Here is a 22,190-nt window from a genome sequence, read left to right as displayed (position 1 = left end):
ATGAACAACATCCATATCCCGCCCGTAGTAAAAAACCTGCTGATCATTAACGTGCTGTTTTTTGCCGCGAAGTATGTAATGAAGAATATAGGGGTCGACCTTGATTATATGCTTGGCGCTTTCTATTTCGATTCTCCGTTCTTCCGCGTATGGCAGCTGCTTACCTACATGTTTATGCATGGCGATTTTTTGCACATCTTTTTCAATATGTTTGCCCTGTTTATGTTTGGCGGTGTATTGGAAACCAGGTGGGGAACCAAACGTTTCATTAACTTTTACCTGATTACCGGCCTGGGGGCCGTAGCCCTGCAAATGGTAGTTCAGGCTTATGAAGTTTATCAGATTACAGGTATGGTTACCAACGTACCAATTACCGATCTTGTGCACCAAGGGGGGTATATCCAGGGCAATATTCAGATCCCGGGATTGACAAAGTCGGCATCCGATACCTTGCTGGGAACCTACGGCGCACCAATGGTAGGCGCATCAGGCGCCATTTTTGGTTTGCTGGTGGCTTTTGGAATGTTATATCCCAATACAGAAATGTATGTCATGTTCATTCCTGTTCCGATCAAGGCCAAGTACCTTATTCCTGTGTATATTCTGATGGAGCTTTCTCTGGGCGTGGCAAAAGTCCCGGGCGATTCCATAGCCCATTATGCCCACCTCGGAGGTGCATTGCTGGGCTTTATCCTGGTCAAGATCTGGGGCGATAAAAACAACGATAGATTTTATACTTATTATGAATAATAACCTGTTTAAAGATCTAAAATATAAAGTATTTCAATCAGGCAACCCTTTATTCTTCTATATAGGGGTTAATATCCTTATTTTCGTAGCATTTGCGCTGATCAATATCCCATTTTTCCTCTCCGGCAAAGGAGGAATAGCTTATGAGGCCTGGATCAGGGAATATGCCGGTTTCCCGGCTTCGATAGTTAAGCTGCCGTACAGGTTTTATACCATTTTAACCTACCAGTTTTTCCATGATGGCCTGCTGCATATCCTTTTCAATATGCTGTGGCTGTATTGGATGGGCAGGATCTTTCTGGATTTCCTGAAACCCCGGCAGTTCCATTTTGTATACCTGGCCGGAGGTTTTGCCGGCGCCCTGGTTTTCCTTGCCGCTTATAATGTTTTTCCGGTGTTTGCTACGGCGCTGCCGGTAGCAACGGTTATCGGTGCTTCTGCATCCGTTATGGCCATTATTGTAGCTACAGCTACGCTGGTGCCCGATTACAGCATGCGTTTGCTGTTTTTGGGCGATGTCAAGCTGAAATACCTGGCCCTCGCTTATATCGTGCTGGATATTATTGGTATTGCTACCAAAGATGCCGGAGGCAGCTTTGCGCACCTGGGTGGAGCGGTTTTCGGCTTTGCCTACATCAAGCTGTTGAGGGGCGGGACCGATTGGAGCAACATATTTAAACGCAAGCCAAAATTAAAGGTGGTAAGAAACGAATCTTCCAGGACAGGAAACAAAAAACAACCTGATAAAGTAAATCAGGAAGAAATAGACAGGATCCTGGATAAGATTTCTAAAACAGGATATGATAAACTCAATAAAGAAGAAAAGGAAACACTGTTTAAAGCTAGCAAGCATTAATGAAGAAAGGTAAACCAACGTTTGTAGATCAGATTGTTCGCTTAGGTGCACTTGCCTTGCTCATTGCCCTTGCACTGGGTATTGTGGCAGGCATGTGGGATCCGCGTAAGCAAAAACTGATCGCTTTTTTTGGCCTGGCCTATCCTTATATCCTGCTGCTCAATATACTCATGATTGTCTGGTGGTGCTTCAGGGGCAGGTGGTCTTTCGCTTTCGCTACACTTTTGCTGATCCTGATCGGCTGGAGATCGCTCACCACCACCTTTGGCTTTATTGGTACTGAAGGCCTGGGCCCTAAAGCCGATCCTAACCTGATCCGGGTAATGACCTATAATGTTCATAGCTTTAAACCCTATGGCCAGGAAAATGTAGAGTCTGTGAAACAGCAGATGCTGGAACTGATAGAAGAAGAAAACCCCGATGTGATCTGCTTTCAGGAATATTTTACCCGAAGGAAAGGGAAGTTCGACATTACCGATAGCCTGAAAAGGATCCTGAAAAACCCGTACTATTATTTTGTACCCTCTTCCCAAAATGATTACGAAGCTACCGGACTGGCTATCTTTTCCAAATATCCTATTCAGGATAAAGGAGAGATCCAATTTGTAAATGGCTGGGGCAATGGGAGTATCTTTATTGATATCCTGGTTGGCAAAAAAACAATGCGTATCTATAATGTACACCTGCAATCCATTTCTTTCGATAAACAGGACTACAATTACATCGATCAGGTGAAACAAAAGATGGATCCTGAACTTTATCCTTCAAAAAGGATTCTGGTAATGCTGAGAAGGGCTTTTTTAAAACGCAGCGCACAGGTTGATGTGATGAAAGCACACATGGCTACCTGTAAAACGCCCTTCCTGATTGCCGGAGATTTTAACGATACGCCGGCGTCCTATGCTGTAACTCAACTCACAAAATCACTTAAAAATACTTTTAAAGAACAAGGGACAGGTTTCGGTAAGACTTACAACGGTAAGTTCCCGAACTTTCAGATCGATTATATTGCAACCACGCAGGACATAGATGTAATGAATTACCGCATCATTGGTGCGCGATTGTCAGATCATTTTCCTGTTCGCAGCGATTTGAGATTAAATCCTTAAAATATTTACCTTTGCAACATGGATAAAGGCCTACAACTGTACAATACACTTACACGAAAAAAAGAACTTTTTGAACCCCTTAATGCGCCTCATGTAGGAATGTATGTTTGCGGGCCAACCGTATACAGTGATGTTCATTTGGGAAACTGCCGTACTTTTATTTCTTTCGATTTAATATTCAGGTATTTAAAATATAGCGGGTACAAGGTGCGCTATGTGCGCAACATCACCGATGCCGGGCATTTGGAGGGCGACCGTGATGAAGGGGATGATAAATTTGCAAAAAGGGCAAAGCTGGAGCAGCTGGAGCCTATGGAAATTGTTCAGAAATATACCCTTGGTTTTCATGATGTGCTCAGGATGTTCAATACCCTGCCTCCAAGTATAGAGCCTACTGCAACCGGGCATATTACCGAGCAGATAGAAATGATTAAGGTAATTATGGACAATGGCTACGCTTACGAAGCCAATGGTACCATTTACTTTGATGTTGAAAAATACAGTGCCAAATATAATTATACCATTTTAACCAACAGGAACCTGGAAGACATGCTGGCCAATACGCGCGAGCTGGGTGGACAGGATGATAAGCGCGGTCGGCTCGATTTTGCCTTATGGATTAAGGCAAAACCTGAGACAATTATGCGCTGGCCATCCCCTTGGGGAGTAGGATTCCCGGGCTGGCACATTGAATGCTCGGCCATGAGTGCCAAATACCTGGGCGACGAGTTCGATATTCATGGTGGCGGGATGGACCTTGCCGCAACACACCATACCAACGAAATTGCACAGTCCGAAGCCTGCAGCCATAAACAGCCAGCCAGGTACTGGATGCATACCAATATGCTTACCGTAAATGGTACCCGTATGTCCAAATCGGCAGGCAATGGCTTTTTGCCGGGTGAGCTGTTTACCGGTGATCATCCTTTACTTGAGCGTGGGTTCAGCCCGATGACGGTTAAATTCTTTATGCTGCAGGCACATTACCGCAGCACACTGGATTTTTCGAATGAAGCGCTGGATGCTTCTGAAAAAGGTTTCAGGAGATTAATGAATGCGGTAAGCCTGCTGGATAAATTGACGCTTTCAGCTGAAAGCGACTTTGAAATAGGACCGATCATCGAAAACTGTATCAAAGCCATGAACGACGATTTTAACAGTCCGGTTGTAATTGCCGAATTGTTTGAGGCCACCCGCATCATCAATACGGTATATGATGGAAAAGGAAAGATCAACTCCGCGGAACTGGAAAAGCTGAAAAAGCTGATCGGCGATTTTGTGTTCGATATTTTTGGACTGAAAGATGAAGAAAGTTCCAATACAGAGCTGAACGACGTACTTGACCTGATCATAGACATCCGAAAAACTGCCAAGGAGAATAAAGATTATGCCACCTCCGACAAGATCCGCCTTGGCTTGCAAAGCATGGGCATCCAGCTAAAAGACAGCAAGGAAGGCACTACCTGGAATAAAGCGTAGCGCTATGTGCAATTGTTAATTACTTTTTAAACCAACGAAAACATCCAAACCCTATATTCGTATCCTAACTATTTAAAATTATGATGAACAAGTTTCTTTATACAATTGCTGCCGCATCCTTAACATTACTGGCACCTGCTGCTTATGCACAGAAATCAGATGGAAGTACCAAATCGCTGGTAAAGGCAGAAAAAGAATTCGCAGAGAGCCTGGCAAAACATGGTGCCAAAACAGCCTATACTACTTTTGCAGCAGACGATGCCCTGGTGTTCAGACCAAACCCCGTTAATGCAAAAACCTTTTACAGCGCGCAACCGGATAGCAAGGACATCAGCTGGAGCCCAACCTATGCAAGGGTGTCCAGAAGTGGCGACTGGGGTTTTACAACCGGTCCTTATACTGTTGGGGGCGAAAAACCTGCTTACGGTCAATTCCTGTCGGTATGGAAAGCTAAAAATGGCAAATGGGAACTTGCTTTAGATCTGGGAACGACCACCAACAAACCGCTGAATAAAGTAAGTCCGGAGTTCATTGAACCAAAGGATTCCTATAAGCCTAAATTTCTGACCGATAAGCAAAGGGCAGCTGCGGCAGATATCATTGGTACTACCGAAAAAACATTGAACACTTCATTAAAATCATATGGCATTGCTGCTTTTTCAGGCTTTTTAAATCCGGATGCCAGGTTGCTGTTTCCGGGCTATGAGCCTATTGTGGGTAAAGACAAGATCCTCCCTTTCTTTAACAGCATGATTAGCAAAGTGTCTTTCAAAACCACTAAAGTGGAGAAAGCCGACGGTGGTGATTTTGCCTATACCTATGGTGTGGCTACTGTAGATTATAAAGCCGAACTAAGGGAAAGCTTTAACTATGTGTTCATCTACGAGCGTCAGGCAGACCACAACTGGAACATTATTGTTCAGGTGTTTGCACCCGCAGAACGCTAAATCTCCGTTACAACATACAAAAGGCCGCCTCATTGGTGGCCTTTTTTGTTTGGCTTCCAATAAATCCTTATTTTATGCCGTTATTTAAGAATAAATGAAGAAACTAGTACTGATTGCCTTACTTGCCCTGACTTCCCAGGTCCGGGCCCAGAAATTTATGCTGATAGGTCACCAGGGGGCCAGGGGCATTATGCCCGAAAATACAATTCCGGGAATGATAAAAGCCCTGGATCTGGATGTCAATGTGCTGAACATGGGTGTGGTGATTTCCAAAGATGGCGAGGTTGTCCTTTCGCACGAGCCTTATTTTAACAACGAGATCAGTACCCGCCCTGATGGGAAAGCCATTACCTTTAAGGACGAGAAAAAATACAATATGTTCAATATGGACTATGAGGAGATCAGGAAGTTTGACGTGGGTATGAAGCTGCATAACCGCTTCCCGGGGCAAATGAAGATGAAAGTCTACAAACCCCTGCTGGCCGAGACCATCGATTCTGTAGAAGCTTACGTTAAACAAAACAAGCTTGAAAAACCCATTTATAACATTGAGACCTCACTGATCAGGAAAGGCGATGGGATATTTCAGCCTGATGCCTCGGTATTCATAGAAAAGATCATGGAAATCGTGAAAGAGAAAAAGCTCAGCAAAAGGGTAATCATACAATCGCTCGACATGCGGACATTACAGTACCTGCACGAGTACTTTCCTTCTATAAAAACTTCGTTGATGATTGACGAAAAGCAGGATTTTGAAGAAAGCATACAGGCCCTGGGCTTTACACCGACTTATTACAGCCCGTATTATGTACTGGTAGGAAAGGGCCTGGTAGACCGCTGCCATGCCGCAGGAGTAAAGATCATTCCATGGACAGTAAATACGGCTAAGGACATGAGGTATTTAATCAATCTTGGCGTTGACGGCCTTATTACCGACTATCCCAATCAGTACACCCGTGTAATGCAGGGCGGGCAATAACTTTTAATACAGGTTTTTAATGATGTGTTCTACCGACAGGCCTTCGGCTTCTGCACGGTAATTGCGTACGATCCGGTGACGGAGGATAGCCTCAGCTACGGCCTGCACATCCTCAATATCAGGGGCGTATTTTCCCGAAATGGCGGCATGGCATTTTGCACCGATCACCAGGAACTGTGATGCCCTCGGTCCTGCACCCCAGTTGATGTATTTGTTTACTTCCTCTGTCGACAAGGCGGTATTAGGCCGTGTTTTGCTGGCCAGTTTTACTGCGTATTCCACCACGTTGTCTGTTACCGGAATGTTCCTGATCAGTTTCTGGAAATATTGGATCTGGCTGGCATTGATGATCTTGTTCAGACTCACATCAGTATTGCTGGTGGTGTTCTTTACAATCGTCAGTTCATCGGCAAAGGAAGGGTAGCTCAAATGTACATTGAACATAAACCTGTCCAGCTGTGCTTCCGGCAGGGGGTAGGTACCTTCCTGCTCAATGGGGTTCTGGGTGGCCAGTACAAAGAAGGGGTTGGGTAGTACATGCCTGATTCCTGCTGCAGTTACGGCTTTTTCCTGCATGGCTTCCAGTAAAGCAGCCTGTGTTTTTGGTGGTGTCCTGTTGATCTCGTCTGCCAGGATAATGTTCGAAAATATAGGTCCGTTAATGAACTTGAAGTTCCGGTCTTCACCCAATATCTCAGCTCCAATGATGTCACTTGGCATTAAATCCGGCGTAAACTGGATCCTGTTGAAATTCAGGTCCAGCACATTAGCTACAGTTTGAACGAGTAAGGTTTTGGCCAGGCCCGGAACTCCTACCAGCAGGCAATGCCCGTTGCTGAATATAGAGATCAGTACAGACTTAACGATCTCGTCCTGTCCGATAACAACTTTGCCTATCTCTGCTTTTATGTTGTTGTATGATTGATGCAGGGCATCAACGGCCTTAATGTCATTTTCAAACTGCATAAGCCTTTATTTTTTTGCAGATGGGCTCGTTGTCCACATTTTCAGCTCATCGCAGTTTGCATACTCTTCATCGATGCGTACGTAGGTGTCTTTTCTTTTCTTCTCAAACCACAAACTCATTTCCCGGTTTGTTTTATCCTGTTGCGCATATTCTTTAAACTTAGCATAATCCTGTTCTAAGTTCCCTTTATGAGGAGGGATTTTTGATTTCAGGTAAAGGATTTTATAGCCTTCTTTACCACTCTGGTCTGTAAAAAGCGTAGGGGTCGAAATTCCTCCAACTTTCATGGTATCTGCTACAAGGAATACTTTAGGGTCCAGTTTATCTGCAGGTATAAAAGTTGTTCTGGCGGTAACATTATCGGCATACAACATCATGCCGCCGTTATATTGCGATTCTTTGTTGTCTGAATATTGTGAAGCTGCGAAAGAGAAAGGGATTTTCTTCTCAATCAGATTTTTATAGATGGTGTCGGCATGAAGCTTAACACGCTCCATACTTGCAGGTGGGTTTTGCGGGCGGATCAGGATATGGCGCGCGTGTACCTGCTCACCGCGGCGTTCAACAACTTGTAAAAAGTGAAAACCATGCTCGGTCTCAAACACTGGTGATAGTTCTCCCGGTTTTAATTTAAATGCCCAGGCAGTAAATTCCTTAACCATAGAGGTGCGGTCAAAAAAGCCCAGATCACCACCTTCTCCTGCAGATCCAGGATCTTCAGAGTAAGATTTGGCGAGGAAGGCAAAGTCTTCACCGCTTTTAACCCTTAAACGCAAAGCATCAATTTTATCGTAGAATTTTTGTTTTTCAGCCTTGGTTGGTTTAGGATACATTACAATTTCGCCGATCTCAAATTCCGTAGGGATATCAGGCAGACTGTCTTTTTTATAAGAATCAAAATATTTTTTAACTTCCAGGGGGGTAATACTGATGTTCTGGGTAATATGGCCTTCCATTTTTCTGGAAATGAGTTGCTCCTTGATGTCTGGCCTGATCTCGTCCTTATACTGAAGAACGGAGCGTTTTAAGAATTCTTCCAGACGTTCCTGTCCGCCAGCCCGCTGAATCTGGTAGCGCATCCTTTTTTCTACCTCTTCGTCTACCTGGCTATCCTCTACAGTGATAGAGTCTATCTCGGCCTGCTGCTTTAATAGCTTGTTTGTAAGGATCTGACGTAATATTTCACATTTAATTTCAGGGTTTTCCGGATTCCCCATGTTCAGGTATTGCGCGTACTGCTGGTTTAAGTCAGACAACAGGATAATATTGCTTCCGAGTACAGCCACTACCTTATCTATGTTTTTCTTTTGCGCCTGAGTATTTAAAAACAAACAGATCAATCCGCCTGCAATCACTAAAAATTTCTTCATTATATGTTTATTCAATTGTATTCCTTTTTGCAAATTTAATATTCTCTATCATCTAATGGCAGGTTAACTTACAACTTTGCCAGTTTCTTTACCTCAGTCTGGTTAATCTTTACCGTATATTTCTTTCTGAGTGTATTTATCCATTCTTTTTCCAGTCGTTCCTGGTAGTCGGTTATCACCTTTCCTTTTACCTCATCAAAGGTAGCCGGCAAATAGGTGTTTTTGTGTTGTTCGTAAAAATTTCGGAGCTGGTTTTCATCATTCTGTGCTTTGTTCCAGATTTTAATTTCTGATATGTTAAACATCAAAGCTGCCTCTTTATATTCATTCATGATCAACTGATAAGCTGGACTTGTTTTGGCTATTCTTTTTTGGGCCGCAAGGGCCAGCTCATAGTTTCTCACCTCCGAAAGATAAGCTGTATCTGCATCCAGTCCCATTTCTTTAGCATCCAGAACTTTAAGTTTAAAGTTGATATACTGATTTAAATAAGCTTCCAGTTCAGCATATACAGCACCATTGCCCGAATGATTTTTTTTGTAGAACCACATGAATTCCTTTTTACCTATGGATCTCCCGTCAATGGTGGCTACATTTTGTGCAAAAGCACCAGCAACAAAAAGACTTAAAGTAACAGCGCAATAAACTTTTCTCACAAAAGAGTATATATTTTTAAGGCATAAAAGTAATAAATAAAGGCACTATAAGAAGATATTTAACTAATTTTAACAGAAAAAATATTCCCAGTAAAATTATCATTGATGAATAGCCCCTTAACCGCTGATACAACAGCTCTGCACTTATTTTTTACCGATGATGTTTACCTGGTCAATGAGCCTGGTTTACAGTTGGATGCTGTTGGGGCAACGCCCGAGATTACCCCCTTACAACAGGAAAGTCCTAAACAAACCAGCAGCTCTGCAAACGCTCCTGTTCAGGAGCCACTGGCCTTTAAATTTTTGGGCAAGAATCAACGCAATATTCTTATACTGGTAAACGATGTGCAAAACGAAGTTAGCGATGAAGCAGGGAGGGAGCTGCTCCGTAAAATTGTAAAATCTGTAAACCTGACGGCCAATGATTTTGCCCTGCTGAATTATGCCGGCTATAGCGGCGTAAACTTTAAGCAATTGCTGGAATATTTTTCCTGCAACCTTGTTTTTGCTTTTGGTGTTAAACCTGCACAATTGGCATTAACAGAATATCCCCAAAACACAATTGTAAACGAAGGATCCGTGAGGCTCATCTTTGCACATGAACTGCGTAATCTTGACCAAAGCCCGGCAGAGAAAAAAGCATTATGGGCCAGCCTCCAAAATCTGGGATTATAAAATGAGAGAACTTGTATTCGCCACCAATAACCAGCACAAAACGCAGGAAGTGCGTAGCCTTTTGCTGGGTCAGTATAAAGTGTTGAACCTTAATGATATCGGTTGTGATGCCGATATCCCTGAAACCGGGAGCAGTTTTGCGGAAAATGCTGCACTTAAAAGCCAATATGTGGTTGACCATTACCGGATTGATTGTTTTGCCGACGATAGTGGCCTCGAAATAGAAGCCCTGAACCAGGAACCAGGGATCTTCTCAGCCAGGTATTCAGGTATTAGGAACGATCAGGAAAACTTGAGCCTGGTACTGCGTAAAATGGAAGGACAAAGTAACCGTAAAGCCCGTTTCCGGACGGTAATTTCCCTGATTCGGAATCAGGAACATTTTCTTTTCGAAGGTATAATTTATGGCAATATCCGTGAAACACCGGCTGGAGCACAGGGCTTTGGCTATGATCCCATCTTTGAACCCGAAGGTTATACTCAAACCTTTGCCGAAATGAGCATGGAGCAAAAAAACAGGATCAGTCATCGGGCACTGGCCATGAACAAACTCATTACTTTTTTAAAGGAACAGGCTTAGCTTTTGCCGTATCTGTTTTTAAAGTATCTGTTTTTGGCAAAGGTTTCGGTAACACGCCAGTTTTTGGTAATGTTGTTTTAACTGCAGTACTATCTGTTTGGGGTGAAACGATATTCTTTACCGAAGGCTTGCCGTTGGTATCGCTGGTTTTAGACAATGTTTTTGAAGGAGCTCCCGGGCTGGCTTTCTTTGTCGGAGGCTTAGCCTTAGGCTTGCCGTTGATTACTTCTTTTTTAGAGAGAGGACGCTGTTCAGGCCGCCAGGTAAAGCCAGTCAGGAACACATCCTCTTTTAGTTCTGGAATCGGTGTCCGCACGCCTTCGGGCTCCTTTATGGTCACTATTCTGTTGATCTGCTTTTCCTGAAAAAGTATTTTAATCCGGGCACTTACCGTCTGGTTCATGTCGGTATAAGCCTCTTTTTTGTCCTGGTTAAAATAAATGCTCTCGGCATTTCCATCTACAAACATGTTCTTCATTTTGCCATCCTTAAAGAAGGCCGTGATCAGTTTGCCCTTAATCTGATTGTACCTTGCCGAATCGGCATTTACATTCACCAGGAATGCTTTTTCCAGTACCTGCAGGGTATTCAGCTTCTTGTTCTTCAGCTGCAGATAAATGGTGTCGCCGGTTTGTTGCGAGCCTTCCGACCAAAGAATCGGGTCTTTGTACCACCTGAGGGTCGAATCTGCACTGGTATAAAACAAAGAGTCGGCCCTGGCCTGCATGTTTGCTTTGTAGACGCGTACATTATGATAGGCTTTGATTACCCTGGTCCGTACGGTATCTTCCGGGTTAAAAGGAATGGAGTCTTTAACCTTTACATTTTTGAGTTTGCCGGCCTCCGCTTTTCCTTTGGCAATGGCGCTGTCGGTTTTTGATTTTGGAGGCAAAATTCCCTTAATGGTTTTGGCAATACTGTCTTTGCCCTTCACTAAAACGGGAACTATTTTTTTTGTAAGCACCGAATCTTTCAGTCCGGGAGGCGCCTTTTTTTGGATGGCTATGCTGTCCTTTAGCAGGCTGTCTTTATGTATGGAGTCTTTCGGCGTCAGAGTGGGGATTTCCGGGAGTTCTTTATCCTTTTCGTCTTTCTTTTTGCCCCGCTTTTCAGGCTTTTTCTTAGTTGTGCTGTTTTCGGCTAAAACTTTCGGATTTGTTGCGCCTACTTTGGGCTCTTTCTTTTCATCTTTTTCTTCTTCGCCCAGCTCATTGTCCTTTTTAATGACAGGGGAAGAAATTAGTTTCAGTGTCTTTTTTAAAACCATCTGCGTTTCCAGCGTGTCGGCACCCATCCAAAGACTGTCGGGCTGCAGCTTGTTCTTCACTTTTATGGAGTCGGCCGTACCCATACCCACATAAGGGTTTTTGGTTACCAGCGTCCGTTCATCTTTTTTATAGTAGAAACCCAGCTGTCCGTACATCACAGTTTTATCTGCGGTGTCCTTAAATACAATGTTTCTTACGGCTTTTCCATAGCCGGCGATCCCATCATAATACAAGCTGTCACCTTTCAATGATTTTGTGCCCATGGTATACAGATTTTTTTTTCCGAAATAGGCGTATTGCGTTTTGGTATTGTAAGCCCCGTTTTCTGTATAGAGATTGTCATCTTTGCCTTTGATATTGGTAGGGCCATAAAAATAGGTCCAGTTGGTGAAGGTATTGTAGCGTAGCGTGTCCGATTTGATGACACTTTCGGGAGTAACTACAACTACATTATACCTGAAATAAGCATCCCTGTCTCTCGAAAAGTAATATCCATTCTTACTGGTGACGGTCACATCCTTACTTACAATTTTTCCACCCGTTATATAAGTACCGATTTTAGTGGCCATATTATAATCCAATATGTTGGTGGTCAGCACCGATTCCTTATCGATCATCCGTACATTGCTGGTTAGATGCGCAAGTTTGGTATTCCCGTTATAGTTCAAACGATCGGAATAAATGTTAATGGTATCGGCCTGATTGATGTGTACATTTCCGTAGGCATCAAAAATGTTTTTGGTAACGTAAAAAACGGCGCTGTCGCAGGTCAATGTAGCGTTATCCTGTCTGAATACCGGCTTTCTGAGGTAAGAGATACTGTTGTTCTTGTCTGCAACATTGGTTGTTGAGGCTTCATAATGGTCAACATTGATCTTGGTCTTCTGCTGTGCCAGTACAGCGAAGGGGAAAAACAATAAGATCAGGAAATAACGTAATTTCTGCACGTTACAAAGTTAGTTTTTTGCTTGCTGGTTTTATCTTCACCATTTAAATATTTATTTCTCTATTTTTGAGCAATGTTACCCCTTCAAAACTTTAAAGACTTTATCAGCCGGCATGCGCTTTTCAATGCGAAAGATAAAATCCTGCTGGCGGTTAGCGGTGGTAAAGATTCCGTTTTGATGGCGCATTTATTTAAACTCTCGGGATTCAGTTTTGGTATTGCACACTGCAATTTTAATTTGCGTGCCGATGAATCCCAGCGGGATGAAACATTTGTGAAAATGCTGGCTGCTATGCTTGATGTACCTTTTTATGTCACGCATTTCAAAACCAAACAATTTGCCACGGCACAGAAGATATCTACTCAAATGGCAGCAAGGACCCTGCGTTACCATTGGTTTGAAGAAATCAGGAACGCCCACCAGTATACCTGTATTGCCCTGGCACAGCACCAGGATGACGCCATAGAAACCGTATTACTGAACCTGGTGAGAGGTACGGGCATTGCCGGAATGCATGGTATTTTACCAAAAAGAGATTGTCTGGTAAGACCCCTGCTGTTTCTTACGGCCAAAGAGATTGCAGCACTGGTGGATGAAAACAAGATCGACTATGTGGAAGACAGTTCTAACAGCAGCACCCAATATGCCCGCAATAAAATAAGGTTAAATGTAATCCCTCAGCTTAAAGAGATCAATCCGAACCTGGAGGAAACTTTTGAGCACAACATCCGGCGCTTTGCCGATACTGAGCTGGTGTTGCAGCAAACTGTGGCTGATTTGCGGAGAAAGGTATGGATAGAAAAACAGGACAGCTTCTGCTTACCTATAAAAAGTGTTGCTGAATTGATCCCTCAACATCTGCTGCTGTTTGAGTTGCTGAAGCCTTTTAATTTCACAGAAGCCGTAACTACAGAACTTCTGGCCAGTCTGGATAAACAAAGTGGAACTTCTTTTTATAGCAGTTCGCACCGCATTGTGGTTGATCGCGAAAATCTCATTGTCACTGCGCTTGCTGCTGCGCACACCATGCCGCAACAGTTAATTCATCCAAAAGATCAGTTGGTTCACCTGGAAGATATGCAATTGCTCATTTCCAGATCGGCAAAGGTGTATTTTGAGAAAGATCAGCTGAAAGCTTATGTGGATACAGAAAAACTGATTTTTCCGCTTGTATTGCGGGGATGGCAGGCTGGCGACCGGTTTAAACCCATCGGCATGAGCGGTTTTAAAAAATTGAGCGACTTTTTTATCGGTCAGAAAATTCCCCTGGGCAGTAAAGACCAGGTGCCGATACTGCTAAATGGCAACGGGGAAGTGATCTGGATTGCCGGGCTGAGACAGGACAATAGGTATAAGCTTACAGAAAATACCAGAAGTGTAACCATTTTTGAGTTGAAGCATCTAAGGTCATGATAGCTTCATTAAGCGATAAAAAGAAGTGATGCTATTGAAAAAACCTTAACTTTATTGCACAAACATACACACATGGGGAACCGATACGCTTTTTTTGAGAAACAGTACATTGGCCGCGATTATATCAGGATCTGCATCAGACTGGTAATGGCTGCATTTTGTTTTGCTGCTTATGTTTATGAACGGGACCGCGACAATACCGAAGATCTTTTCCTGATCGTAGGTTTCGGCATCATTGGTGTTTCCATCATCCTGCTTTTCCTGATCCAGTATAAAACCATCATAGATCAGAAAAAGATGATTATAGATGGACTCTGGTCGGCAAAAAAAGTGGAAATCGACCTGAATTCAATTGTTAAGGTCAGAAAAGACGTTTACAGCAATTACCTCTTCAATAACCCGGTATATAACCTGCACCGTAAAGGCAGCATCAGGTTCTATTCCTCTGGAAAAGATGCCATTGTGCTCACAGACCGCGACGGATTTGAATACTATATAGGTACACAGCGCCCCAATGAGATGTACCTGGTTATCCAGGAAGAAATGAAGCGGAGTTAGAAGAAATGAAGCGGAGTTAAATAATTGCAATTGTTTAACACAAAGATCAGTTTAAGTACTGTACTTTGCAGCGTTAAATAATTTCAAAATGAAAATAGGTATTGTTTGTTACCCCACGTTTGGGGGGAGTGGTGTGGTAGCCACTGAACTTGGTAAAGCACTAGCTGATGAAGGCCATCAGGTACACTTTATCACCTACAGTCAGCCTGCCCGGCTCGATTTTTTCTCTGCCAACCTGTTTTATCATGAAGTATCGGTACGCGATTATCCGTTGTTCGACTATGCACCCTACGAATCGGCACTGGCCAGCAAACTGGTAGATGTGGTTCGTTTCGAAAAACTGGACATACTGCATGTACATTATGCCATTCCACATGCTTCGGCAGCCTTTATGGCCAAGCAGATCCTGGAAACCTATGGCATTCATATTCCTTTTGTAACCACTCTGCACGGTACAGACATTACCCTGGTGGGTAAAGACCCAACCTATAAACCTGTGGTTACCTTTTCTATCAATAAATCTGATGGCGTAACTACAGTATCAGAAAGCTTAAAGCACGATACTGAAGAGCATTTTGAGATCACGAACGAAATTAAGGTAATCCCGAATTTTATCGACTTCTCCCGCTTCAGCTTAAAACCTAAAGATCATTTTAAAAAAGCCATTGCGCCAAATAACGAGCGGATCCTTATCCATACTTCCAACTTCAGGAAGGTAAAACGTACGGCAGACGTGATCCGGATTTTTCAAAAGATACAGGAGAAGATCCCATCCAAACTACTGATGGTAGGAGATGGCCCTGAGCGTGCTTCCGATGAGCAATTGTGCCGCGATCTCGGCATCTGCGAGCATACCCGTTTCCTGGGCAAGCAGGATGCTGTAGAAGAAATCCTGTCTGTGTCTGATCTGTTTTTGATGCCTTCAGATTCTGAGAGTTTTGGATTGGCCGCCCTGGAAGCCATGGCCTGCAAAGTACCTGCAATTACTTCCAATTCTGGCGGTTTGCCTGAGTTGAACGTAGATGGTTTCTCAGGTTACATGAGCAATGTGGGAGATGTGGAAGATATGGCGCGTAAAGCCATCAGCATCCTGGAAAGTGATGAAACGCTGAAACAGTTTAAAGAAAATGCATTTGCAAGGGCGAAAGATTTTGATCTGAAAAAAATTCTACCCGACTATGTAGCTTATTACAATAAAGTAATTGAAGAATCGCGCAAACTTAACGAAGTAAAAATATAAGATTACTTAACCGGTGCAAAGATTAGGCAGACCGGCGCACCAATATCCATTCTTTTACCGGTATCCTTTAAGGTGCCGGTTTTTTTATTGCGTTCAAAAATCACTACCTCATTGGTATACTGGTGACCGACAAGCAGATATTTTCCTGTTGGATCAATCACAAAGTTGCGAGGTCCCTTGCCCATCGTACTTACTGTTTCCACAAAGCTGAGCTTTCCATCGGCTTTTATCGCAAAGGCAGAGATGGTATTGGCATCACCACGGTTGGTTTCGTATAAAAATTTGCCATCAGGGGACACATGGATATCAGCGGCGTCAACCCGACCTTCAAAATCTTTGGCTACAGTGCCTGTTTCCTGAATTCTGGTCAAAATTCCATTGGCATAGCTGAAAACTGTAATGCTGCCGTTAAATTCATGGGCAAGATAGGCAAACTTGCCATTCGGGCTAAAAGTAAGATGTCTGGGGCCGCTTCCTGCGTTGGTTTTGGTGATATTTTTCAGGGTCAGGACTTTGTCGCCCCCTTCCGGGTTATAATTGTAGATGTAAACCTGGTCTTCACCAAGATCTGTACATACCACATATTTTTTGTCGGGCGTAAACTGCACCTGGTGTGCGTGTGCGCTTTCCTGGCGTTTTTTCGGGTCTATACTCTTACCGGTATGCTGAACCAGTTGTCTTAACGGACTTAAGGAGCCATTGCTTTCTATGCCAAAGACCGATAAACTGCCACCGCCATAATTGGCCGAAAAAACATGTTTATCATTGGCCATCACAAAGCAGGGGCCTTTGCTGGTGGTTGCCTGTTTGTTTAAAAAACTCAGTTCAGCTTTTACACCGTCAAAGCCGAAGGCCGCTACAGCACTGTTTTCCGGGGCTTCTGCTACCGAATATACAAACTTGTTGTTTTTGCTTACCGCCAGATAACTGGGGTTGGTCACCTCTTTGGCCACACTGCGGAGTTTAAAATCTGCAGTGTTAAGGTCGAAATTATAGATGTAGATCCCCTCACTTTTACCCGGACTGGTATAGGTGCCCACTATTAAGTTATAGTCTTTCTTTTGTGCGAATCCCTGTGTGGTTAAAATCAGGACCAGTAAAAGTGAGGCGATGCTGCGCATAGGTTTATTATTTAATAAGGTGTTTGATCTGGATCAGTTCATGTTCTTCCAGGTAACGCCATCTTCCACGCGGAAGATCTTTCTTGGTCAGGTTGCCGTATACCACGCGGTCTAACTTCACTACTTCGTATCCCAGATGTTCGAATATACGACGTACAATGCGGTTTTTGCCACTATGGATCTGTATGCCTACCTCACGCTTGGAGCCACCTGCCACGTAAGATACGGAATCTGGTTTAATAATCCCGTCTTCCAGTTCCAAACCAAAAGCGATTTTATTCAGGTCGCCCTGGCTCAGGTTTCTGCTAAGCTCAACATGGTAGATTTTGGTGATGCCATTTTTTGGATGCGAAAGCTTATCTGCAAGATCGCCATCGTTCGTCATCAGCAGTAAGCCGGTCGTATTCCTGTCTAACCTGCCTACCGGGTAAATGCGCTCGCGACTGGCTTTTTCTACCAGCTGCATTACGGTACGGCGTTCCTGTGGATCATCAGTTGTGGTGATGTAGTCTTTAGGTTTATTGAGCAATACGTAAACTTTCTTTTCACGTTTCAGTAGTTCGCCATTGTAGCGTACCTGATCTTTTACCGGATCTATTTTATGACCCAGCTCAGAAACTACTTCGCCGTTTACAGAAACTACACCCGCTTCAATCAGTTCATCGGCTTTACGACGGGAGCAGATCCCGGCGTTGGATATGTAACGGTTCAGACGGATCAGTCCATCGTCTTTCTGTACAGGATTTTTCCTGCTGCGCATGGTTGGTGCTTTTTCCGGGCCATTCCAGGTATTGTTGCGTTCCTGGCGGCTGCGTTCCGGACGTTCTCCACGCTCTCCACGCTCGGGACGTTCCCTGCGTTCTGCCTGTTTTTGGAAAGAAGGCCTTGCGCCATCGTCTTCTCTTTTCCTGAAAGGGCGGCTATCGGTACTTCTGGGACTTTGTCCTTTTTTATCGTCAAATTTCCGGAAGGGCTGATCGCCGTCCGTATTGAATTTATCTTTCTTAATGTAACTGCGTTTGTTTTCTCCGAACGGAGTTTCTTTTGAAGTTCCAGGTTTAAAATCTCTGGAGCCTGTGTTTCTTGAACCAAAGCTTTTAGGCTCTGTAGCTTTTCTGAATCCTTTTGCTTCAGTGTCTTTGCCACCTCTTGGTCTGAAATCTTTTTTGTCGTCTGTCCTGGATTTAAAATCCCGGGTATCGCCTTCTTTTGGTGTTCTTGGCTTGAAATCCCTGGGGCCACCAAATTTGTTGTCTTTCCCCTCTTTGTCATCAAACCTGCTTTTTCCCTTGTATGAAGATTTTTCTTCTGGTTTTTTGCCTGTTGTGCTTCGGTTTCCCGGTTTGGACTTGTCATCCCGACTGTTCCTGTTGTTGTTTTTGATCATGATACGCTTTTAACCGCATAATTTATGCGGCGACAAATTTAGGTAAAATTGGGCTGATTTGCAATTTTTGGTCTGTGGCCGTTGTCTGTGACGTTGGGTAAGTGTTCGGTTTGCGTTCGGGATGCGCCTTAGGTTGGGTAGGGTCTAAGCAAGTCTTGCTTAGGCTCTGGTTAAGCTTTTAGGTATATCAAGGCCGCACCAACCCCTAACCAAGGCTTACCCAAGGCTTAACCAACCTAAGGCGCATCCCGAACGGAGACCGAACGCAGATCAATCAGATACCGGAAGAAATTCAGGATTTAAAAGGGATGTTTTGAGGTCAAAACCGACTTTGCATAGGTTCCCTAATTTCGCTGGCTGAAGATAAATAAAAATCGCCGCCTAATCATATTTAAACGCCGATTTTGAGGGTTAAATTCGTAATTAGTTGATAATTAACTAAATATGTTGTATGTTTGCAGGCGTTTTAAAATTGTTAACCAAAAAAAGGAGGAAGATGATAAAGAAACACATAATAACATGTACGGTAATTATTGCATTACTGGTTATGGCAAAAGTGTTTGCTTACAACATGCCCCAAGCAGCGAAAAGTATTTCAAAAGACGAGAAAAGTACAACAAAAAAAGATACAGTAACAACAAAAATCAGGAAGCCATTATCTCTTATGGCTCAGTTAAATTTTGCAGAAGAGTCGTTGCCTCTTGGAGATACCAAGGTGGAACGTAAAATGAAAAAGACCCTTGCTGCACATTACTTCAGTAATCTGCAAACCAACAGCCTGCATAGAAAGGCCGCAGAATGGTTTCCGATCATAGAACCTATCCTTGCCGCTTACGGCATTCCGGAAGATTTTAAATATGTTCCATTGGTAGAATCGGGACTGGATGGAGGCACATCGCCTAAAGGTGCTGCGGGTTTCTGGCAGTTTATGCCCGGAACGGCCCGTATGTATGGCTTAAAAGTGAACTCGAAAGTGGACGAACGTAAAAACTTGCGTAAATCTACTGTCGCGGCAGCAAAATACATTAAAGAACTTTATAGCATCTTTGACAGCTGGACACTGGTGGCAGCCGCCTATAATGTCGGCGACAGTCACATGAAGCGCCAGATCAACAGGCAACATCAGGATAATTATTTCAAGATGAAACTGAACCGCGAAACAGGTGGTTATGTTTACAAATTGATTTCCATGAAAGAGATCATGGAAGATCCTGTACGCTATGGCTACAGAGCACCGAGGGCTTTACTGGCCTATAATGCTGAAAAGGCTGAAAGCAAGACTGCAGAATAAAAAATATAAATACACGCAAATGGGGAAAGAGGTTGATCATCGATAAGAGATGATCAACCTCTTTTTGTTTGCTGGGACCCCGGTCCGCCACTGCAATGGAATGATCGGGAAATGCCGGTTTTTTATGCCGGGTTCTTGCTGAGTCCTCATCATTACTCAGAAATTTGATAAAACGTCTCAATCTTTGTGCATCCGGTATCAAAATGCTGGCAGCACTCCTTCTGCATCTGATTCTTTGATATATTTAGATAGCAGAATATTTTTATCTTCAATCGTTGACGTACACAAATAAACCAGACATATAAAATGATGATGAAACGCGTATTTTTTCTGTTGTGCCTGTTTGGCCTCAACAACCTGGATGCTGTATACAGCCAGAGTATTTCTGTGATCCCGCAACCACTAAGTATGCAGGAGCTCCCCGGCAAATTTAAAATCAACAACCTTACTAAAATTACTTACGATGCTGGCAATTCCGACCTGAAGTCGGTTGGTCTTCAATTTTCTGATCAGGTAAAAAAGCTAACTGGTTATGCTTTAAAAGTACTTCCGGCTGCTGGCACCGCAGGCAGCAATGTCATTGTGCTGACCACCAAAAACGCGGTAGATAGCCTGGGCGACGAAGGCTATACTTTAGTTGCCAATGTAACTTCGGTACGCATCAGTGGCAAAAAAGCAAATGGTGTATTTTATGGCGCACAAACCTTGTATCAGCTCCTGCCGGTAAGGGGTAAAAGTTATGCCTTTGTTAAAGCACCGCTGATCCCGGCCGTAAAAATTGCCGATAAGCCGCGTTTTGGCTGGAGAGGCATGATGCTGGATGTGGGCCGGTATTTTTACTCGGTTGAGTTTGTTAAAAAATACATCGACTACCTTGCTTTACATAAATTGAATGTGTTTCACTGGCATTTAACCGAAGACCATGGCTGGCGCATCGAAATTAAAAAACACCCAAGGCTCACTGCCGTTGGGGCATGGCGCAATGGAACGCAATTTGCTAACAGCCAGATCGACAATACCCCTCACGGGGGCTTTTATACGCAGGATCAGATACGGGACATTGTGGCCTATGCGGCAAAGCGTTACGTAACGGTGGTTCCTGAAATCGAAATGCCGGGTCATGCTACCGCAGCCCTGGTGGCTTATCCTAACGTTTCCTGCACCGGCGGGCCGTTTAAAATGCTGGTAGGATGGGGTATACAAAAAGAAGTTTTCTGCGCCGGAAAAGAAGAGACCTTTAATTTACTGGAAGATGTGCTTACAGAAGTTGTCGCACTATTTCCTGGTAAATTCATCCATATTGGTGGTGATGAATGTCCTAAAGACCGCTGGAAAGTTTGTCTGGATTGCCAGGCCAGAATGAAAAAGGAAAACCTGAAAGACGAGCATGAGCTGCAAAGCTATTTCATCAGGCGTATAGAAAAATTCCTGACCACTAAAAATAAAAGCATTATCGGATGGGATGAGATCCTGGAAGGCGGCCTGGCACCTAATGCTGCTGTTATGTCCTGGAGAGGCACCGAAGGTGGTATTGCAGCAGCCAGGCAAGCGCACGATGTAGTGATGACCCCTTACGATTTTCTTTACCTGGATTATTATCAGGGCGAACCTTACCTGGAGCCAAAAGCGATAGGGGGCAATCTGCAACTGGAAAAGGTGTACAACTATGAGCCGGTTCCTGCGGTGCTTACCAACGAAGAGGCAAAATACATAAAAGGGGTACAGGGCAATGTATGGGCAGAATTTATTCATTCACCCGAAAAAGTAGAATACATGGCCTTTCCACGTGCTGCCGCAATGGCGGAACTGGCCTGGACCATACCAGCCAGAAAGAGCTGGACTGACTTTAGCCGCAGAATTGAAAAGCAATACCAGCGTTACGATGACCTGGGCATCAATTACGCCAAAAGTGCCTATAATGTATGGCATACGGTAAGTGTTGACAGCCTGGGCAATAAAGCAACGGTATCTTTCAAAACCAATAGCTATCAGCCTCAGATACGTTACAGTCTGGATGGTTCAGCGCCAACTGTACATTCGCTGGTATACAGCAAGCCCTTTGACGTTAAACTGCCTGTAACCATTAAGGCTGCTACTTTTAAAGAAGGACGCCGCATGGGGGCAATCAGTTCCAGGTCAATATTTATAGATCAGAATAAGCAAAGTAAATAGCCAGATATGAAGCTGGGCAATGAAAAAGAACTGTTGCCACGCAAAAACGGAATAGAAGTTCAATTATTCATGCTGATCTTAACCAGGTTAAAGTATGTGCGGTAGCGTAAACGTTGTTATACAACGATGGTTATTAGATTTCGGCATATTCGCTACATTTTGATACAAATTGCACAACATTTGATCAGTTGGATCAAATATTAATTCATTTATTAGCGTTACCAATAGCTAATCAAACCAAACTAAAATTACCATTATGAAAATTACGATACTCAGCCTTACTCAAATTTAACAGCCCGGGAGAAGGCAGAGGCTTATTCCCGGGATTTGATGGCAGTGTCTCCGGTATATGGTCTTATTTTTTAATACCGGGTACGTAACCATAAAATAACTTCTTCGATCATGATCCGCTCTTGACATAGGCA

19 protein-coding genes are annotated in these 22,190 nt (G+C 43.7%); 13 read left to right on the top strand and 6 right to left on the bottom strand.

Annotated features, from left to right (window positions below):
* The 6 genes from ABIE26_RS12190 (at position 1) to ABIE26_RS12165 (ending at position 6,120) form a co-directional block, all read left to right on the top strand.
* Entirely contained in the window at positions 1-750 is a 750-nt protein-coding gene (locus tag ABIE26_RS12190) for a rhomboid family intramembrane serine protease (protein ID WP_310142580.1), read from the top strand.
* Complete coding sequence (locus ABIE26_RS12185) at positions 743-1,606, top strand: rhomboid family intramembrane serine protease (protein WP_310142582.1); 864 nt, start codon at positions 743-745, stop codon at positions 1,604-1,606. The genes ABIE26_RS12190 and ABIE26_RS12185 overlap by 8 nt, the downstream gene beginning before the upstream one ends.
* Positions 1,606-2,715: an endonuclease/exonuclease/phosphatase family protein gene (locus ABIE26_RS12180; RefSeq protein WP_310142584.1), complete on the top strand. Its 1,110-nt coding sequence runs from the start codon at positions 1,606-1,608 to the stop codon at positions 2,713-2,715. Before ABIE26_RS12185 ends, ABIE26_RS12180 begins: the two co-directional genes overlap by 1 nt.
* Before the next feature lie 18 nt (positions 2,716-2,733).
* Positions 2,734-4,194, top strand: coding sequence for a cysteine--tRNA ligase (gene cysS, locus ABIE26_RS12175; RefSeq protein ID WP_310142586.1), 1,461 nt, complete (start codon positions 2,734-2,736; stop codon positions 4,192-4,194).
* Positions 4,195-4,274: 80 nt separating this feature from the next.
* Complete coding sequence (locus ABIE26_RS12170) at positions 4,275-5,141, top strand: nuclear transport factor 2 family protein (RefSeq protein ID WP_310142588.1); 867 nt, start codon at positions 4,275-4,277, stop codon at positions 5,139-5,141.
* A gap of 94 nt (positions 5,142-5,235) precedes the next feature.
* Complete coding sequence (locus ABIE26_RS12165) at positions 5,236-6,120, top strand: glycerophosphodiester phosphodiesterase family protein (protein ID WP_310142589.1); 885 nt, start codon at positions 5,236-5,238, stop codon at positions 6,118-6,120.
* Positions 6,121-6,123: 3 nt separating this feature from the next.
* Here the strand turns inward: ABIE26_RS12165 and ABIE26_RS12160 are convergent, their stop codons facing one another.
* The 3 genes from ABIE26_RS12160 to ABIE26_RS12150 all read right to left on the bottom strand — a co-directional run bounded on the left by ABIE26_RS12160 (position 6,124) and on the right by ABIE26_RS12150 (position 9,113).
* A complete protein-coding gene (locus ABIE26_RS12160; protein ID WP_310142592.1) occupies positions 6,124-7,086 on the bottom strand; it encodes an AAA family ATPase in 963 nt (320 codons plus the stop codon).
* A gap of 6 nt (positions 7,087-7,092) precedes the next feature.
* A complete protein-coding gene (locus tag ABIE26_RS12155; RefSeq protein ID WP_310142594.1) occupies positions 7,093-8,457 on the bottom strand; it encodes a peptidylprolyl isomerase in 1,365 nt (454 codons plus the stop codon).
* Between the two features lie 68 nt (positions 8,458-8,525).
* Positions 8,526-9,113, bottom strand: coding sequence for a hypothetical protein (locus ABIE26_RS12150; protein ID WP_310142596.1), 588 nt, complete (start codon positions 9,111-9,113; stop codon positions 8,526-8,528).
* Between the two features lie 105 nt (positions 9,114-9,218).
* Here ABIE26_RS12150 and ABIE26_RS12145 point away from each other — a divergent pair, with 105 nt between their 5' ends.
* Positions 9,219-9,788, top strand: a complete 570-nt coding sequence (locus ABIE26_RS12145) for a hypothetical protein (protein ID WP_310142599.1) — start codon at positions 9,219-9,221, stop codon at positions 9,786-9,788.
* A gap of 1 nt (position 9,789) precedes the next feature.
* Positions 9,790-10,368, top strand: coding sequence for an RdgB/HAM1 family non-canonical purine NTP pyrophosphatase (rdgB, locus tag ABIE26_RS12140; protein WP_310142601.1), 579 nt, complete (start codon positions 9,790-9,792; stop codon positions 10,366-10,368).
* On the opposite strand, the gene ABIE26_RS12135 is transcribed toward rdgB, so the two are convergent.
* A complete protein-coding gene (locus ABIE26_RS12135; RefSeq protein WP_310142604.1) occupies positions 10,343-12,583 on the bottom strand; it encodes an OstA-like protein in 2,241 nt (746 codons plus the stop codon). The two genes, rdgB and ABIE26_RS12135, sit on opposite strands and share 26 nt — an antisense overlap.
* 72 nt (positions 12,584-12,655) lie before the next feature.
* On the opposite strand from ABIE26_RS12135, the gene tilS reads away from it, so the two are divergent.
* The 3 genes from tilS (at position 12,656) to bshA (ending at position 15,794) form a co-directional block, all read left to right on the top strand.
* A complete protein-coding gene (gene tilS, locus ABIE26_RS12130; protein ID WP_310142606.1) occupies positions 12,656-13,996 on the top strand; it encodes a tRNA lysidine(34) synthetase TilS in 1,341 nt (446 codons plus the stop codon).
* A 72-nt stretch (positions 13,997-14,068) separates the two neighbouring features.
* The gene (locus ABIE26_RS12125) at positions 14,069-14,554 is read left to right on the top strand and encodes a hypothetical protein (RefSeq protein WP_310142608.1); all 486 of its coding nucleotides are present in this window, start codon (positions 14,069-14,071) and stop codon (positions 14,552-14,554) included.
* Positions 14,555-14,642: 88 nt separating this feature from the next.
* Positions 14,643-15,794 (top strand): N-acetyl-alpha-D-glucosaminyl L-malate synthase BshA, encoded by a 1,152-nt coding sequence (bshA, locus tag ABIE26_RS12120; RefSeq protein WP_310142609.1) that lies wholly within the window; start codon positions 14,643-14,645, stop codon positions 15,792-15,794.
* 2 nt (positions 15,795-15,796) lie between these two features.
* On the opposite strand, the gene ABIE26_RS12115 is transcribed toward bshA, so the two are convergent.
* The gene (locus ABIE26_RS12115) at positions 15,797-16,915 is read right to left on the bottom strand and encodes a lactonase family protein (protein WP_310142612.1); all 1,119 of its coding nucleotides are present in this window, start codon (positions 16,913-16,915) and stop codon (positions 15,797-15,799) included.
* A gap of 7 nt (positions 16,916-16,922) precedes the next feature.
* Entirely contained in the window at positions 16,923-18,302 is a 1,380-nt protein-coding gene (locus ABIE26_RS12110; RefSeq protein ID WP_310142615.1) for a pseudouridine synthase, read from the bottom strand.
* Positions 18,303-18,798: 496 nt separating this feature from the next.
* Here ABIE26_RS12110 and ABIE26_RS12105 point away from each other — a divergent pair, with 496 nt between their 5' ends.
* Both ABIE26_RS12105 and ABIE26_RS12100 read left to right on the top strand, forming a co-directional pair.
* Positions 18,799-19,593, top strand: a complete 795-nt coding sequence (locus ABIE26_RS12105; RefSeq protein WP_310142616.1) for a lytic transglycosylase domain-containing protein — start codon at positions 18,799-18,801, stop codon at positions 19,591-19,593.
* A gap of 306 nt (positions 19,594-19,899) precedes the next feature.
* The gene (locus ABIE26_RS12100) at positions 19,900-21,765 is read left to right on the top strand and encodes a beta-N-acetylhexosaminidase (RefSeq protein WP_310142619.1); all 1,866 of its coding nucleotides are present in this window, start codon (positions 19,900-19,902) and stop codon (positions 21,763-21,765) included.
* Positions 21,766-22,190: the final 425 nt, after the last annotated feature.

Source organism: Pedobacter africanus (assembly GCF_040548825.1).
GTDB classification, from domain to species: Bacteria; Bacteroidota; Bacteroidia; order Sphingobacteriales; family Sphingobacteriaceae; genus Pedobacter; species Pedobacter africanus_A.
Note: the sequence above shows the minus strand (reverse complement) of the source record. Positions and strands in the feature narration are given on the sequence as shown.